The sequence below is a fragment of the Phytoactinopolyspora limicola genome (assembly GCF_011320225.1).
GTDB lineage: Bacteria > Actinomycetota > Actinomycetes > Jiangellales > Jiangellaceae > Phytoactinopolyspora > Phytoactinopolyspora limicola.
Map to the genome: position 1 here is coordinate 32,909 of NZ_JAAOEN010000017.1, position 15,610 is coordinate 48,518.

The 15,610-nt window shown below is 61.7% G+C and carries 12 protein-coding genes; 5 read left to right on the top strand and 7 right to left on the bottom strand.

Annotated features, from left to right (window positions below):
* Positions 1-86: 86 nt before the first annotated feature.
* Positions 87-1,568 (bottom strand): helix-turn-helix domain-containing protein, encoded by a 1,482-nt coding sequence (locus tag G8760_RS24915; RefSeq protein WP_166355553.1) that lies wholly within the window; start codon positions 1,566-1,568, stop codon positions 87-89.
* Positions 1,569-1,702: 134 nt separating this feature from the next.
* Between G8760_RS24915 and G8760_RS24920 the strand changes: the two genes are divergently transcribed.
* Together G8760_RS24920 and G8760_RS24925 are read left to right on the top strand one after the other, a co-directional pair.
* Positions 1,703-1,909 carry a hypothetical protein gene (locus G8760_RS24920; protein WP_166355554.1) on the top strand — a complete coding sequence of 69 codons (207 nt, stop codon included), beginning with the start codon at positions 1,703-1,705 and terminating at the stop codon, positions 1,907-1,909.
* Positions 1,910-1,984: 75 nt separating this feature from the next.
* Positions 1,985-2,863, top strand: a complete 879-nt coding sequence (locus G8760_RS24925) for an SMP-30/gluconolactonase/LRE family protein (protein ID WP_166355555.1) — start codon at positions 1,985-1,987, stop codon at positions 2,861-2,863.
* 29 nt (positions 2,864-2,892) lie between these two features.
* Here G8760_RS24925 and G8760_RS24930 read toward each other — a convergent pair whose 3' ends face one another.
* The 3 genes from G8760_RS24930 to G8760_RS24940 form a co-directional block, all read right to left on the bottom strand.
* Positions 2,893-3,930 (bottom strand): NAD-dependent epimerase/dehydratase family protein, encoded by a 1,038-nt coding sequence (locus G8760_RS24930; protein ID WP_166355556.1) that lies wholly within the window; start codon positions 3,928-3,930, stop codon positions 2,893-2,895.
* 55 nt (positions 3,931-3,985) lie between these two features.
* Positions 3,986-4,933: a succinylglutamate desuccinylase/aspartoacylase family protein gene (locus G8760_RS24935; RefSeq protein WP_166355557.1), complete on the bottom strand. Its 948-nt coding sequence runs from the start codon at positions 4,931-4,933 to the stop codon at positions 3,986-3,988.
* Positions 4,934-5,173: 240 nt separating this feature from the next.
* Positions 5,174-6,919, bottom strand: coding sequence for an IlvD/Edd family dehydratase (locus tag G8760_RS24940; protein WP_207782700.1), 1,746 nt, complete (start codon positions 6,917-6,919; stop codon positions 5,174-5,176).
* A 958-nt stretch (positions 6,920-7,877) separates the two neighbouring features.
* Between G8760_RS24940 and G8760_RS31205 the strand changes: the two genes are divergently transcribed.
* Positions 7,878-8,513 carry a phthiocerol/phthiodiolone dimycocerosyl transferase family protein gene (locus tag G8760_RS31205; RefSeq protein WP_425502378.1) on the top strand — a complete coding sequence of 212 codons (636 nt, stop codon included), beginning with the start codon at positions 7,878-7,880 and terminating at the stop codon, positions 8,511-8,513.
* On the opposite strand, the gene G8760_RS24950 is transcribed toward G8760_RS31205, so the two are convergent.
* From G8760_RS24950 to G8760_RS24960, 3 genes are all read right to left on the bottom strand, one after another.
* The gene (locus tag G8760_RS24950; RefSeq protein ID WP_166355559.1) at positions 8,429-9,604 is read right to left on the bottom strand and encodes an alpha/beta hydrolase; all 1,176 of its coding nucleotides are present in this window, start codon (positions 9,602-9,604) and stop codon (positions 8,429-8,431) included. The genes G8760_RS31205 and G8760_RS24950 overlap by 85 nt on opposite strands.
* A gap of 61 nt (positions 9,605-9,665) precedes the next feature.
* A complete protein-coding gene (locus G8760_RS24955) occupies positions 9,666-11,279 on the bottom strand; it encodes an ABC transporter substrate-binding protein (protein ID WP_166355560.1) in 1,614 nt (537 codons plus the stop codon).
* 35 nt (positions 11,280-11,314) lie between these two features.
* Positions 11,315-12,994 carry an apiosidase-like domain-containing protein gene (locus tag G8760_RS24960; RefSeq protein WP_166355561.1) on the bottom strand — a complete coding sequence of 560 codons (1,680 nt, stop codon included), beginning with the start codon at positions 12,992-12,994 and terminating at the stop codon, positions 11,315-11,317.
* Positions 12,995-13,427: 433 nt separating this feature from the next.
* On the opposite strand from G8760_RS24960, the gene G8760_RS24965 reads away from it, so the two are divergent.
* Positions 13,428-14,450 carry an ABC transporter permease gene (locus tag G8760_RS24965; protein WP_207782701.1) on the top strand — a complete coding sequence of 341 codons (1,023 nt, stop codon included), beginning with the start codon at positions 13,428-13,430 and terminating at the stop codon, positions 14,448-14,450.
* A gap of 284 nt (positions 14,451-14,734) precedes the next feature.
* On the top strand, positions 14,735-15,328 hold the full coding sequence (locus G8760_RS30400) for an ABC transporter permease (protein ID WP_166355562.1): 594 nt from the start codon (positions 14,735-14,737) through the stop codon (positions 15,326-15,328).
* Positions 15,329-15,610 lie beyond the last annotated feature (282 nt).

Here is a 15,610-nt window from a genome sequence, read left to right on the forward strand (position 1 = left end):
CGCGGGGGTGTCCCCCCCCCCGGCGGGGGGGCGGTTCCGTCCCTGGGCCCCCCCCCCCCGCCACGAGTGCCTCGGTCGACGGCGGATCAGGTGTACAAGCCCAGCTCGGGCAGCTGATCGCGGGCCTCTTTCAGCATCGATCGCACCGTCGGAAGGTAGGCTTCGACGTCGTCAACGGTGGCGCGGCTGTCCCGGCCGATCGGGTTGTTCATCGCCAGCATCCGGCGCCGCATCAGCTCCACGTGGCCGAACTGGGTGCCGAACTGGACCACGATGATCTTGCTGACCGTCGCGGTGTCGGTTCCGGGTGTGAGCCGCAGACCCTGGCCGGCCAGCAGACCTCTGCCGATGAGTTGCGCCGCCTGGCAGATCAGCATGAACGCCGAGCCGGGTGTGGTTGCGGCGACGTGGTCGGCGGCGGTGAGATGTTGTTCGGCTAGGTCGAAATACGGCACGCCACTGGCGGTGGGGCCGCTGATCAGTTCGAGTTGACCGTCGTCGACGAGTTTGTCGATGAGTTCCGCGCCGGTGGGTGTCTCGTCGTCGGGTACCGGAACGCTATCTGGGGGCGCCACCGGCTTGACATGGACAACGGGTGGCCGGGCGCCTTGGTCGCGTAGTGTGACGTCCGCCGATGGCCTAACTGCTGGCCCGGCGGCGCGGGTGGGGCCCAGCGGAGCCGGTGGAACGGCCCGCGGTGGCGTGGTCCCGTTCGACCGCCGAACCCCGGGGCGCAGGCTCAACGGCGCCAGCCGATACCGTACCGGGCGCTTGAGCCGGCGCTCCGCGCGGCGGACCGCCGCGGCCAGAGCATCGCGGTCCGGCCGGACCCCTTCGGTGATCACCAGCCGAACCTGGATGTTGTCCGGCTCCGGGCCGGGTACCCCGCCGAACCGCTCGGCCCAGGTACCGGTCAGCGCGATCCTGGTGATGCCGGGAACCTGGCCGAACTCCTCGCCGATCACCTGCGGCACGCCGTATGTGACCCGGATGAGTTCGGTGAGCGGGCCCAACATGGGCCGGTCGCTCGCCGCCTGGGTGAGCCGGATCGCACCGTCGTTCCTGGTGCACAAGATGCCGGCGTTCTCCAGCAGCACTGACTCCTTGGAGACCGACGCCAACGACGCCCCCGCATGTTCGGCGAGTTCAGTGAGGCTGAACGCACGATCGGGGTTGAGCAGGACAGCGGCCAGCACGCCGGCGGCGACACGTGACCGGAAGACCGGCAGCAGAGCCGGTGTGCCCTGCATCCGGCGGCCATGGCGCGGATCGGACGAGTTGGCCGTTGATCCGGCGGCGTTGCCCAGCCGGTTCAGCTGGCGCGCGGCGGCCGCCCCGGCATCGAGTTGCTCTGGAGGGACCTTCAGCACCGCTGAGAGCCACTGCCGCCACTCCGACCGGGGCACCTGGCGGCCACGTTCCCACCGGGCGACCCGGTCACGACCCATGGTTGGTCGGCCGGAGATGGTGGCGAGTTCATGCGCGAGCGAGTACTGACTCATGCCGAGCCGGTGCCTGGCGGCGCGGATGATCTGCCCAATCGGCTGTTGTGGGGGGACTTCGGTCATGGGTGTCACCTTCTTCGTGATCCCGTCCGCAACCGGGGGCAAGACGGGCCTACGGCGGTGACACTACGGCGGCTGTTGGAGGGCAAGTAGTTCGTTTTGTGCGGATATCAGGCCACTTTGCGAACGTGCACGTCATGGGCCTGCCGGCCCGAGCGAAACTGGCCCCCACGTCCGTATATGTGGCCGCGAAATGGCCCTTGGCTTCCGCTGAGCGGATCAACGGTGACGAATTGGGGCAGGTCATGAAAGCACAGAATGCAACAATGAAAGCCAGAGACTATCCGGTTGACCGCTCCCGCCACCAGTCCGCCGCCATATCGGCCGATCTGCGCGACCGGTGATGCACAACGTCGTCCCATCGAGCCCGCACGTCAACGTGACCTCTTAAGTGTCGTCCACCGGAAAGGCGATAGTGGATGCGAGCTGAGCTGATCGATACCGCGAACGGACCACGCACCACTCTTGGAGAGAGCCCTCGGTGGGAAGGACGTGCGTGGTGGTGGGTGGACGCCTGGCAAGGTGTGGTGTGGCGACGACATCCCGACGAGGCCGCCGTCGCCGTGTGGGCGCCGGGGGAGCGGACGTCGCTGGTCCAGCCGGCCACGGATGGTGGGGTCGTGGTGGCTCGTGGCGGACAGCTGGTCCTGGTGGATGGGGGCGGCAGCGGTCGTCCGTGGTGCGACCTCGGCCTCGGGCCGGGGTGGTTGGCCAACGACGGCGCGGCGGATGCGCGCGGCCGGCTGTGGATCGGGTCGGTCGCCCCAGGCGGTACACGGCGCGGAGGTGCGCTGCTTCGGGTCGACGGGGACGGAACCGTTCATGAGGTGGCCGGGGGATTCACCATGTCCAACGGGATGGCGTGGCATCCGGTGGCGAGTGTGCTGTTTCATGCCGACTCGTCGGAGCGGGTCATCTGGGCCCATACCGTCGATCTCGAGTCAGGCACCGTGATCCAGAGTCGGGTGTTCGTCCGGCTGCCGGAGAATGATGGACTGCCCGACGGCCTGGCCACCGACGTGGACGGCGGGGTGTGGGTGGCCGTCCACGGCGCGGGGGAGGTACGCCGCTACTCCCCGTCGGGTCGGCTCGACATCGTGGTCGCCGTCGACGCCCCGCAATGTACGAGCCTGGCGCTGGGCGGCCCCGACGGCTACGACATGCTCATCACCACCGCACGCGAAGGTTACGAGGCCGCGCGGAGCCTGAAGGAGCCGGCTGCCGGCCGGCTGTTCCACGCCCGCAGCCCACACCAGGCCACACCCATCTCGACGGTCACCGTCGATCCGGTCAGTTGAATCCCGTGCGCGGTTGGGGCGGCGGCCGGTCAGACTCGGGCAGGAATGTAGGTCTTGTCGTGATCGAGCCGGCCGGCCGTGGCATCCTCGACCATGCTGCGGAAGGTGTGCCGAGGCCGGTAGCCCAGGGTGGTCCGGGCCGCGTCGACGGTCATCTCCAACCGCCAGGTGAACGGCATCTTGACGACGAGCTTCTGCACACCATCGAGCTCCGAGATGATCGACGCACCCTCGTCGTAGTCGGTAGGTTCGGCTGCCGCGATGTTGAACGCGCGCCCCGAAGCGTCCGGAACTGTCAGCGCCAGATGTACACCCTGCACGGCGTCCCGGACGTCCAGCATGTGGATGCTCCACGGCTGGCCATCGGCACCTACCACCGCGACCGCATCGTCGTCGTCGGCGCCACCCACCACGTCGTCGAAGATCTGCAGCAGGTGTGGATGGCGGCGGAACAGCTGCCAAATGTTCGTGTCTTTGCCCATCGCGTCGCGGCGCAGCACCTCACGCACGCTGCCCACGCGGAACTGCCGCCTGGCTTCGGCGGGGTCGAGGACCGTCGCGAAACGCACGATCGAATAGTCGATGTCGAACTGAGCCGCGTGGTTGCGCAAGATCACCTCGCCGAGCAGCTTCGACGTGCCGTAGTAGTCGGCCGGCTCTTGCGGGGTGTCCTCCGGCAACGGAACGGTGGGCGGGTCTCCCGGGCGATACGTCCCGTCGGTGCTGGCCAGCACGAACCGCTCCACACCCCCGGCACGCACCACACCCTCCAGCAAGCGCAGCGTACCGAACGCGTTGACGTCATAGAAGCGGTCGACCGGTGTGGAACCGCGGACGAGCTGGGCAGCCAGATGGGCCACATGGGTCACACCACGGCAGGCATCGTCGATGGTCAGCTGATCGCTCAGATCGGCCTCAACGAGCTGCACACCAGGCATCGACGTCAGCTTCCGCACCTGCGGATCAGCGGGCATCACCATCGCCCGCACCTGGACTCCCTGCGAGACCAGGCGGTTCACCAGGTTTGCGCCGACGCGTCCAGTGGCGCCGGTGACCAGAACTCTCATGGGTAAGCCTCACTCTAGGTTCAGGCGGGATGCGCGAGTTGCACGGCGGCGCGACTCACCTCTGGCCCGCCGGCGCATCATCCACCTGTGCGAGTACGAATAAGACATCGCCGGCCAGAACTCGAGCTTGCCGGCGAAGGAACATCACCATTCCGTCGTTGGGAGCCTCGACCAGGCGCCGGAACTCGCCGTCGTACGCGTGACAGCGTCCGATCTCGTCGCCGGCGACGACCACTTGCCCGGATCGGACGCTAGAGACGAACAGGCCAGATTCGTCTGCTTGGGCACCCTGGTCCAGGTCGCCCAGGCCGCTCACCCGGACAGGATCAACGCTCGAATCTGGATGACGCGGCGCGATCATGCCCAGCTCCGCCATCACCGCCAGCACACCGTCGACGTACGCGTCGAGCTCCCAGGCGCGGATCGATCCACCGCCGGAACATTCGGCATAGAACGCCGGTATGCCGAACTCGGCGGCCACCGACAACGAACGCCCGGGCGCTCCGTGCGGATGTGCCCAGATCACCGGCGCCCCGAACGTCTCAGCCAGCTGTTGGGAACGCTTGGCGACGGTGTTGTCCTCGCAGTATCCGCTCATCAGCGGCATGCGATACCGCAACCCGGCCGAATGCAGGTCGATCAGCGCGTCGCTGTCTCGGATCACCGCGTCCGTGATGGCCGCGGCGGCTGCGGCCGTCGGACCGTCGACAGCCGACCCCGGGAAGACCCGGGCCAGGTTGGCTCCATCCAGTGGACTGAATCGGTCGTGCGCCGCCCAAGCGGCGACATTGGCCGGCGCGACAGCTCGCAGTGTTCCCAGCAACGGCAGAAGCGAGACGTCGTGGATGAGCCTTCGCACCGCGAGAACACCCTCGTCTTCATCGCCGTGGACACCTCCCAGCAGCGCGAGCGTCGGCCCAGGGCCAGCACCGGTGACCGTAGTGAGGGTGGCATCCCCGGCCAGGGGGGCGTGGGCGACGCGGTTACCTGATGCTTCGACCATGGACGCCTCCACCTCTGCGCCGACCTGCACGGGCTCGTCCGGTTGCAGCTAAGTGAAGAGAACTTTGTTGGATGATACACAGGTTTCAACTTCTTGTGGGTAGCTCGGCCCTGAGCTATAGACGGATGGGATTGTCCAGGCCCAGGGCTACGGTCTCGTAGTCCCATTGCGGCGTCTGTGGGGAGCGGACTCAAAAGGCGGCGCGCGGCGAGTATTGTGACGCCACCTCTGCCACGTGGATCAGTGCGAGTGTCGTGGCTCCACATGTCCACTGCCCCCGACGAGAAAGTCAAGGTCGGCGCCGTGATTCGCTTGCATGACATGATCGGTATACAGCTTGGTCCAACCACGCGATGGCGTGTCCGCTGGAACCTGGTACCTTGCTCGCCGTGAATCAAGCTCGGCAGCATCCACGAGGAGTTCGAGCTTGCGGTTCGCAACATCGAGCTCAATCCAATCGCCGCTGCGGACGAGGGCAAGTGGCCCACCTACCGCCGCCTCCGGCGCGACATGCAGGATGCATGTGCCGTAGCCAGTGCCGCTCATGCGGGCATCACTGATCCGAACCACGTCCTCCACCCCCCTGTTCAGCAGAACCTGGGGCACGGGTACGTTGCCAACCTCCGGAAAGCCTGGATAACCCTTGGGGCCGGCATATCGAACAACAATGACACTCGAGGCCACCACCGGTAGATCAGGATCATCGGCCGCTGCGACATAGTCCTCCACCCTGTCAAAGACGAGTGCTTGCCCTCGGTGACGGAGCAGATGCGGGGATGCCGCCGAAACCTTGAGGACGGCGCCGTCTGGGCACAGGCTACCCCTGAGGACCACTGTGCCAGAGCCCGCGGGGAGGACAGGCCGCTCGACCTCGGAGATGACGTCTCGGTTCCAGCATGGAGCGTCCGCGGTCTCTTCGCCGATGGTCCGACCGCTGACAGTGAGGGCGTCCCGGTGAATCAGGTGGCCGAGCTCCCGTATCACCGCAGGAAGCCCACCAGCGTAATAGAAGTCTTCCATTAAGTACCGACCAGAAGGCTTGAGATTGACCAGGAGGGGGACGTCGGTGGTCAACTCATCAAAGTCGTCTAGCACGAGCGGTACGCCCAGGCGGCCTGCGAGGGCCAAGAGGTGAACCACTGCGTTGGTGGAGCCGCCAATAGCGGCATTGACACGGATAGCGTTCTCGAATGCTGCGCGCACCAGCAACCGGGAAGGTCTAAGCCCTTCGTCGGCGAGTTCAACGGCTCTGCGGCCGGCGGCCTGTGCGAGCGAGAGACGGCGTGAGTCAACCGCAGGGATAGCTGCACCGCCGGAAAGCTGCAGGCCAAGCGCCTCAGCGAGGCATGCCATAGTCGAGGCCGTGCCCATCGTCATGCAATGACCACGGCTGCGCGACATGCAGCCCTCCGCCTCGGACAAGTCCGCTTCGGTCATGCGCCGGGCTCGTACCTCCTGGCTGAACCGCCATACGTCAGTCCCGGAACCTATGTTGTGGCCACGGAACACGCCATTGAGCATGGGGCCGCCTGTCACCATAATGGCCGGAACGTCCACGCTGGCGGCGCCCATGAGCTGAGCCGGCGTGGTCTTGTCGCATCCGGCCAGTAGTACCACAGCATCAAGTGGATTCGCCCGAATTCCCTCCTCGACCTCCATGGCCATCAAGTTGCGAAACAGCATGGTAGTTGGTCGCATCATCGATTCGCCGAGTGACATGGTGGGAAACTCCAACGGCCAACCGCCGGCCTCCCATACTCCCCGTTTTACGGCATCGGCAATGTCCCGTAGGTGGGCATTGCACGGCGTCAACTCAGACCAGCTGTTCGCAATCCCCACGACAGCGCGTCCGTCGAAGACCTCGGGGGTGAATCCCTGGCTGCGCATCCATGACCGGTGGATGAACCCGTTTCGTCCGTTCGCCCGGAACCAAGCCTCGCTTCGTCGTCCGAGGGGAATTCTCGTCGTGCTTGCCTGATCTTCCACGTACCGTCCTCCTGGCTGAATTGGATTGATGGTGACGGGCGAAACACCTGGCCGCCGTATCAACCGACCTTCTGTCGACACCTTCTTTCGGTCTTGTCGTTCGTTGCTGGGACGCAGAACCGAACGCCGCGGTCGGCCGTGCGCCAAGCCGTTCTAGAGAGGAAGGCGAACGCAAGTCGTGCCAATCTAGAGGTGGATACGTTGTTGTCTACATGGGAGAGCAACACTCGCCGACTCTCCATCAGTGGAAAACGTCCCCTGGTTGGAGCTACCCCTGATGAAGAGGGTAGTAGAAACAAGGAGTCGCCGGCCCTAAGAGCCTAAACCGGCGTTTCAGGAGGCTGGCCACTCCTTCAGTGGATGCTGGTCGACACGAGCCTGAAGTGGCGTGATCCCTGGAGTCCCGTTGTTCAAGGAGCGAAACCTCAGCGATATAGAAGTCAAATTCAAGGGGAAGGGGCCTTGCTACGTCATCGGATACAGCGGCTCGATAGACGAAGCGTCGTTCAAAGAGGCCACGGTGTTGCTGTGCCAGCGCCACCCTGTCCTCGGGGGAAGAATCAGACGGGACAAGGACTCATATATTCTGGACCTACGGAGCAGTCGGCCGCCACCCTTTGTCGCGGGCGGCGGCAGTCTGGCGACAGTGCTGAGGGCGGCATTCTCTTCATGGGATCCTGAGCAAGCACTGTCAAGGTTCGTCCTGGTGCAAGACGGACGCCGTGGGTACGTCGGGTTCCGGCCCGATCACTCCGTCGCCGATGCGAGCAGCACCTTGGTCATGTTGACGGATCTCTGGACCATCTACGTACAGATAGTTCAAGGTGGCGATCCTTATCTCCCGCCCTCGCGTGCGATGCCGGCATCTCCCGACGCGTTGCTCCGAGGCTGGAGCGCGAGTCAGGGTGAGCGCCAGCCAGTCATACGTGATGCTCACGAGGACCAGGGCTACGTCGCAATGACTGAGCGGATCTGGCTGTCTGTGGAGGAGACGGCGCGAGTTGTGACAGGGGCAAAGGCAAAAGGAATGACGGTTCACGCGCTAGTTTGTGGAGCTATTTTTGTTGCACATGCCCGGCAACAACGTCACCAGTGGCCATTCGCGTGTATCTCTACCGTTGATCTACGGACTCGGACTGTCCCACCTGTGTCGCCAACCGATACGACGAACCTAATTGGATTCCATCGCATCGTAATTCAGGCAGGGGCAAATTTGAGTGCTCCCATGATGGGTAAACGAATTGGTGCTGACTTGGCACACTGTATCGCTGACCGGTCCCTCTATGTGCCGACTTCGTCGCTAGAACTCCCTTTCCTGAAGAGTGTTCAAGGGGTGGAATGGCAGAGGTTGAATATATGTGTGAATAACTGGGGGATAGTTCCAAATTTCGTGCAGCCGCCCGGTGTTGACTGGCTGGACTTTCGAGGGATCTGGCCGGATCCGATTAAGACTTCATTTTCCGGGTATCTGGTGTATACATTCAATGGCCGGTTGAGTATAGACTGTCATTATCCGGGTGGATTATTTGGTAGAGACGAAGTGAAGGAAATGGCCTCAGAAGTGGTAGATGAACTGGAGGTGGCGACCCGTTGACTGGCCGAGTCTGTTGAGGAAGTCCGAGGTTGTGCATGTTCGGAAGTCTCGCTCCTCGCCCTCAATGCACCGTTCGGCACCCATTGGTGACGGGTCTGAGTTGTGTCTGGGTGGTTGAGGTTGCGGTGGAGTGAATGTAGGAAGGCTGCGGCATCCCAAAAGGTGTCCCGGATTTCGGGATATAAGGCTTCGAGCGAGGCAAAGCCGTGAGGTAGACCTTCGAGCATCGTGTACAGATGAGGCGTTCGTAGCGCTTCGAGGATTGATAATAAGTCCTTGGACTGTTGCAGGCATAAAGTATCATCTGAGCCCACGGCAATGTAGGCTGGTGGAAGATTTCGGGCCAGATGGATCGGGCTAACGCGAGTGTCGTCTATGAAGTCATCGAAGTTGGGGCCAAGGTAATAGGCGAGTACCTGTTGCCAATCTCTCTTGTTCTTCGTGTCGCGCATCATTCTGGCGTTGTCATATATGCCATACAGAAGTACAGTTGCGGCGATCTCGGGCGCTTCGCGCTCGTTTGCAAGATTGACAGCGACGGAGGCGCTGAGATTGGCGCCAGCCGAGTCTCCGCCGATCGTGAGGAATGACGGGTCTCCGCCGTACTGACCTGCAACCTCGGAGACCCATCGCACCGCCGCAATGCAGTCGTCGTAGGCGGCTGGGAAGGGGTGCTCCGGCGCAAGTCGATAATTAATGTTGAATACAAGAATTCCTGCTTCTGCGAACCTCATTGCCACGTTTCGGTAATCTCTTGCGCGACCCGTAATGAAGGCACCGCCGTGGATGTAGATCAACACAGGGTGTGGTCCAGGACCCCGGGGCTGAACAACGTCGGCGGTCATGGTGAATTGGTTCACCTCACGGATCACGACGTCGTCGTTGATCGCTCCTAAACCCAGATCGGTGCCGAAATGAGCGAAGCACTCAGATGCCTTGGCGCGAGTGTCTTCAATGGGTCGATCAAGGATTGGCGAGGCAGTGAGCTCCGCGATCCTAAGCTGTAACTCGGTGTCTTTGAGGTGACGAAGGTGGGAGTGGCAGGCAGGGCTCATGATTCCCCACGTTGTGGTTGGCTCTTCATTTGCCATATGCTGACACTCCCATCGTTTTCGCATTCGCTTCTGGCGGGTCGTCTAGGCTGACCGACTTTCAGATGCTGACTCCGTCGAGGTAAATCCCGGTAGTTGCGGGTGCCTGGAATCCAGTAACGCGGTTACTCCAGGCCGTTATGCTCATCTTCCGATGAAGGGGCGCTAGGGGAACGAGCTCTTGAATGAGCCGCTGCGCGTTTTCGAGGGACTCGCGACGTAGCCCGTCGTTAGGTGCTTGGTATGCTTCGTCAAGTGCGTCTTCGATGCGGGTAGCGGTCGCGTCGTCGAGGAACGCGAACTGACGAGGTATTACCCCGTAGTACAGCCAGCGAAGAATGAACTCGGCATCCGGGGCGAAGATGTCAGGACCACCAACGAGGATGAAGGCGTCGGCTCCCACATCGGCCGGAGAGCGTGGATCGGCAGGCCTGATCTGCGGCTCGAATCCGACGTCTCGGAGGTTCTCTTGGATGATCGGGAGTTGTGCCGTGACGAATTCCAGCGCCATGCCATGTACGTCGATTGGTACGGGTTCACCGCCGAAGCCAGCTTCGCTTAGGAGTGCCCTGGCCTGATCAGGGTCATGACGATAAATCAGATCTGGTTGTGCATAGTCAGGGTCCTCGGGGCGAATGACACCGTCCCAGGCTGGTTCGGCTAGACCAAAGAAGCACGTCTCCGAGATGGCATCACGATCGATAGCATAGAGGGCTGCCTGGCGAACTCGTACGTCGTCGAAAGGCGGTTGGCTGTTGTTGAAGAATATGAAGGTTGAAAAATTGCTAGGCACCGCATCGATACCCACAGCTTCGCTTGTGGAGAGTTCGTTGAATGCGCTCTCAGGTGGAAGCTCGATGATGTCGAAGCGATCGCTATATAGCCCGGCGAGCCGCGCGGCCGCATCTGCTGCATAGGTGTAGTTGACCTGATCCAAGTGATATGTGCCTGCGCCGGAGTAGCCTGAAGACTTGACGATAGTAAGAGCCTCACCAGGGACGACCTCTGAAACTTCGTAGGGACCGCTGCCAAGCGGCCTAGTCTCGAAGATGTCGGGTGTGTCGGCGACGGCGGCCTGGGAAATGATCTGCAACACTCCCAGACGATGTGCAAGCAGGGTCGTTGGCGCCTTGAGGATGATCTCTAGTTCCCCCGGTCCTGTGGCGGTTAAACGGGTGAATAGAGGCTCAAAGAATCTTGTGAGGAATGATGGCTGATCAGGGTTCATGTAGTGGTCGAACGTAAAGACCACGTCGTCGGCCGTGAGTGGGCGGCCGTCGTGGAAAGACACGTCATCGCGGAGTCTAAGGCGATACGTCGTTTCGTCGACCTGCTCGGGAAAGTCGATAGCAAGGTCGGGCGTAAGGTCCGTCTGGGGTGGGAATGGGCTGTGACGGTAGAGAGATTGGTAGATGTGCTTGTTGACGGCGACATCCGCGCCCCTCGCGGTTTGTGCTGGATCAAAGCTCGTGTTGACCTCGCTCTGGCCTATTGAGACAGCCCCACCCGTTGGCGGAGTTCGGTCGTTCTGATCCGGCTCATTCTGGCTTGTGCAACCGGCGAGGTAGGGCGGCAGGACTACAGCGCCAAGACCTATACCCGCTGTGCGGAGAAGCGCGCGTCGGCTGACCTCGGTTCGGGCGTCCAGCCGGTTGGTGGGGAGACTATTGCTCATAGCCGTTCTCCTTAGGAAAAGGCGTCGGGAGGAGACTACGTTGCTTGCTGAAGCAGTAGAAGCCAGTCAGCCCAACTGGGCAGGGGAGAAGCACCGTTGTATCCGCGGCTGAGGCTATGGGAACCGTCACGCTCAGGCTCGACGATGAACTCTTGCTGGACCGCACCGGTAGTGGGGTCGATTAGGCGCGCTTGCCAGAGTCCGTCTTCGAGGCCGTGTAGTCGGATGGAGGTGTATGCAAGCTCGTTCCGGAGCACTGAGTGGCACGGAAAGTAGAAGACTCGAGGTCCGCCGGAGGTGCCGGCGGCGTAGGGAAGCAGGCGGTCACCGGCGTGTTGGCTTGGGGAAACCCATTCGGGATGAGGCTCAAATTTATGCCAAGGCAGTGAGTTGAGAAGCCGGCGGCCGAGCCCGAGCTGGTGTGCTCCGGGCAGTTTCGCGGCATCATTCCAGGCCGGCGCTAGGCCGGAGTAGAGTCCAGGGATCGTCGCGTTGTTGAAGGCCCAAACGCCGTGCGCTCCGTAGCTGTGCCCTGCAGTGCCCGAGAGAAGGTGAGACCAAAAGAAGAATCGCTGGGTGTCTTGCCAGCTCGACCCGGCGATTCCTTCGTAAGACGGCTCGCCATTGATCACCGGCTTCGCAGGTTCGTGTGCAAGCGCCTCGTGGATCGCAGTGACGGCGGGCTCAAGGCTGTTTGCGCCTTGGTGGCCCGTCTGGAGAAGCCAGAAGTCAACCAGACTCTCGTCATCGAGGTAGTGCCAGGGCTGAACGCCGGGAACTGAATGTATTGTTACTGGTCGTCCGAATGGTTCCATGTCACGGAGGGCGTACGCCGTTTCGTTGAGGCGTTTCAACTGCTCAGCTACGGCGAGGTCCGCGCCGGCTAAGGCGATCGGAATTGCCTCTTCGGTTGTCGCGGCCAATGCAGCCTTGGCGGTGTCCAGGGTCTCGCCTGGTCTTTCCGAGCTGGTCTGCGCAGGGAGCGGGGGTTCACCTGCTAGGCACCAAACGACGGGATAGGCTCCCCATCTGGCGATCAGTTCGCGCCAGTGTCGAAAGATCTGGTGGGGATCCATAAGTCGGAAATAGTGGCCCCATGAGCCAACTATGCAAGGTATGAGGTCTTGATCTAGCAGCGTTACGACGCGGCGGTCCGCCTCATCGAACCAGGCAGAGTTCGGCGCGGTGAAGTCTTCGCTCCAGACCCATCCACTGCTGCTGCGGGCCTCAGGTGTGAAGGGCATCGTCTCTGGGTATAGTCCGGCTACGATCTGGACGACCGAGAAGCCTTGCCGGGCGCGTAGAGCGGCGAGATCGCTGAACTCGGTCAGCGACACTCGATCGGTGAAGCCATACCACCAGGTGTCGGCCAACCATAGGAATGGTGTGCCATCGGCATGTTCGAGGCGGCGCCGGTCGCATGACACCTTGATCGGGCCGTGTGCTCGGAGTGGCCCAGAGGCGTCGCGTGGCGCAACTTCAATTTGACCGTTAGCGCCGGAGAATGAGTCGTCCGCAGGTGCTTCGGCACGGTATCGGTGCGTTCCGACCAGGCTCGAGGAGTAACGGACTCGCCATCGGCTGCGCGAGGCAAAGGCGGGCACGCGTCGTTCGTTGCCTTCTGGATCGGTGAAGACCACATCAACGATCTTGTGTCGAGCATCGGTCTCAGATGAATCGCCGAGACTAACCTCGACGACTTCGTACTGACTCACCCGAGTGGGGGCGCCTGGCATGTGACCTCCGTTTAGGTCTCGAGACGTGAATATCTGGCAGAAGATGGCCTGGTGACAACTGCTGTTAGCCAGCTCGGTCGTCTCACACTCAGCAACTCCGGTTGGGCGCCTGGGCCAACTTGGCGCCGGCGTACATGTCGTTCGCAGTCAGTCGACGGTCCACATGGTTTGCCGCGGTTACGGTCTGAATCTTGGGTTGCATCCAGCCAACAACCTCAGATCACTGAACGAAACAACTATTTCACCGTAGTGTATATTGGTACGACCGCTAGTACCAGCCCTTTGAGGGGCGGGTTAGGGTCAAGGTGGCCACGAAATATAGCTGTGAGTTACGAGCACTCGCGGAGTGTAGTGTCCCTGTTCAATCTTCTACCCTCGCCGATCGCGGTGCGGCAGATGGGAGGTGATCGGCTTGGCGGTCGTTGAAGATGACGTTCAAACTAACGCGGCGAGCAGTCGGAGAGGGCTCGCGGGCGCATCCGCTCGTCGCTTAGTGCTGCGCCGGGTTCTCCTGGCCCCGGCTATTCTGTTGGCCGCAACCTTTTCGGTATTCGTCATGGTCGACTTATCGCCTCATGATCCCGCTTTGGCTACATTAGGTCCGTTCGCCAGCGCGGAGGATCGGTTGCGTTATGCGGAGGAGCATGGCCTCAATGATCCGTTGCCTCTTAGGTTTGGGCGGTTCTTGGTAGCGTTAGCGCATCTCGACTTAGGTGAGTCGCTGATTCGGCCGGAGCCTGTCATCGAGTTGATTTCACGCGCCTTGCCGGTGTCCCTCCAGTTGATGGTGCTGGCCGTCACCCTTGCGGTGGTGTTCGCGTTGGTGCTGGGTGTTTTGGCTGCATGGAAGGAGGGGCGCTGGATCGATCGGGTCATCAGTGGCGTCGCTGCTCTGCTTCATGCTGCGCCCGACTTCTGGCTCGGCCTACTGTTCATTCAGGTCTTCGCTCTAGGTCTCGGGGTAGTGCCCTCCGGCGGGTACACGCCCCCGTCGGCAGGTTTCACGCCGTGGCTCTCGTCAATGATCGGCCCAGCAGTGACGCTTGCCCTCGGGAGCATGGCCGTCTTGACCCGGGTGATCCGTGCATCGATGGCCGATGAGTTGGCCAGAGACTATGTCATTACTGCCCGAGGTGCCGGATTGTCCTGGCCGGTCGTATTGTTCCGAAACGTGTTTCGTAACGCATTGATAACGCCAGTTACGGTTCTGGGAATAATCGTTGGGTCGCTGATATCTGGCGCCGTGTTGGTGGAGAGTGTTTTCAATATTCCCGGAATGGGCACGCTTCTGGTCGCTGGAGTAAATACGGGTGATCTTGGGGTCGTGCGAGGCGTCGTGATAGTTGCTGCCGCAGCATTCATTCTGGCGAATCTTGTCGTTGATCTTCTATATCTGGCGCTCAGTCCCAAGAGTGCGGAGGTGAGCGGTCAATGACAAGGGGTAAAAAAGAGACGCATGCCAAGGAATCCGTCGGGACGATGGACGCTGAAGCGATGTCTCGGCGATTTAAGTACAGAAATCCAATGACTTACTGGGCAGGCGCAATATTCGTCGTACTTCTCGCGGTCCTAATTGTCATTCCAGCGGCTATTTCGACATCACCCACTGCGTTGAACGTTGGGGACCCGTTGGCGGCGCCGTCATCGGAACACTTGCTGGGCACCGACCAACTTGGTCGCGATGTCCTAGCGCGCGTTCTACATGGCACCAGGATCAGTATGGTGGTAGCAGTAGCGTCGGCCGCGCTGGCGTTGGCGATCGCTACCGTCATCGGGGGGCTAGCCGCTACTGGGAGGCCATGGCTGCAGGAAGTCTGCATGAGACTTGTCGATGTCGGCTTAGCCTTCCCTGGAATTCTCTTTCCTCTCGTTCTTTCGGCGGTCATTGGGCCAAGTCTTATTACTACAGTGATCGCGCTTGGCGTCTTGTTTTCGTTTCCCTTGTCGCGGGTAGTTCGATCGGCGATCTACAACGAGTACGGAAATGATTATGTGACCGCCGCCCGTATGCTGGGTACTAACCGCGTCCGTTTGGTTGGCTATCACATTGGCATCAATGCGATGCTCCCGGTCTTGGTCTATACGACGCTTGTTATGGCTAGCGCGATTCTTGCGGAGGCAGCCTTGTCGTTTCTCGGCGCCGGTGTGCCACCGCCCGCGCCGAGCTGGGGAAATATGATCCGTGACGGGTTGACGATCGTCCATGCTGGAGCCTGGTGGGTGAGCTTCTTCCCTGGCTTGGCGATCGTGTGCACGGTGTTCGCACTGAATCGCTTCTCTGAAGCACTCGGACGGCGACTCCGAACTCGTTGAACTTTGAGGCCGCGCTTAAGCGCCCGGGGCAATCCAAGTTGTGCATGCTCGCCGGGCACGGGAACAGCACAGCAACGACTCAGGAGGTTTGTGATGTCGACTCCAGGGCCACTCCGGCGGCAGCGCCGCAGACTAAACGAGGGATGGTTGTTCCATCAGGGTGAACTCGAGGTTGCACCGGGACGAGGTGCAACCAAGGCCGGAGCTTGTGGCGGGCTTAGCGATCTAGCGATCGAGGAGTTGTCGGAGACTCACCTTCATAAGGCGTCCGTGGCAGCGGCA

Excerpts from the sequence above, each read along its gene's own strand:
- G8760_RS24915 (WP_166355553.1), bottom strand. The coding sequence starts at position 1,568 with ATGACCGAAGTCCCCCCACAACAGCCGATTGGGCAGATCATCCGCGCC.
- G8760_RS24920 (WP_166355554.1), top strand. The coding sequence starts at position 1,703 with ATGGGCCTGCCGGCCCGAGCGAAACTGGCCCCCACGTCCGTATATGTG.
- G8760_RS24925 (WP_166355555.1), top strand. The coding sequence starts at position 1,985 with ATGCGAGCTGAGCTGATCGATACCGCGAACGGACCACGCACCACTCTT.
- G8760_RS24930 (WP_166355556.1), bottom strand. The coding sequence starts at position 3,930 with ATGAGAGTTCTGGTCACCGGCGCCACTGGACGCGTCGGCGCAAACCTG.
- G8760_RS24935 (WP_166355557.1), bottom strand. The coding sequence starts at position 4,933 with ATGGTCGAAGCATCAGGTAACCGCGTCGCCCACGCCCCCCTGGCCGGG.
- G8760_RS31205 (WP_425502378.1), top strand. The coding sequence starts at position 7,878 with ATGACTGAGCGGATCTGGCTGTCTGTGGAGGAGACGGCGCGAGTTGTG.
- G8760_RS24950 (WP_166355559.1), bottom strand. The coding sequence starts at position 9,604 with ATGGCAAATGAAGAGCCAACCACAACGTGGGGAATCATGAGCCCTGCC.
- G8760_RS24955 (WP_166355560.1), bottom strand. The coding sequence starts at position 11,279 with ATGAGCAATAGTCTCCCCACCAACCGGCTGGACGCCCGAACCGAGGTC.
- G8760_RS30400 (WP_166355562.1), top strand. The coding sequence starts at position 14,735 with ATGGTGGTAGCAGTAGCGTCGGCCGCGCTGGCGTTGGCGATCGCTACC.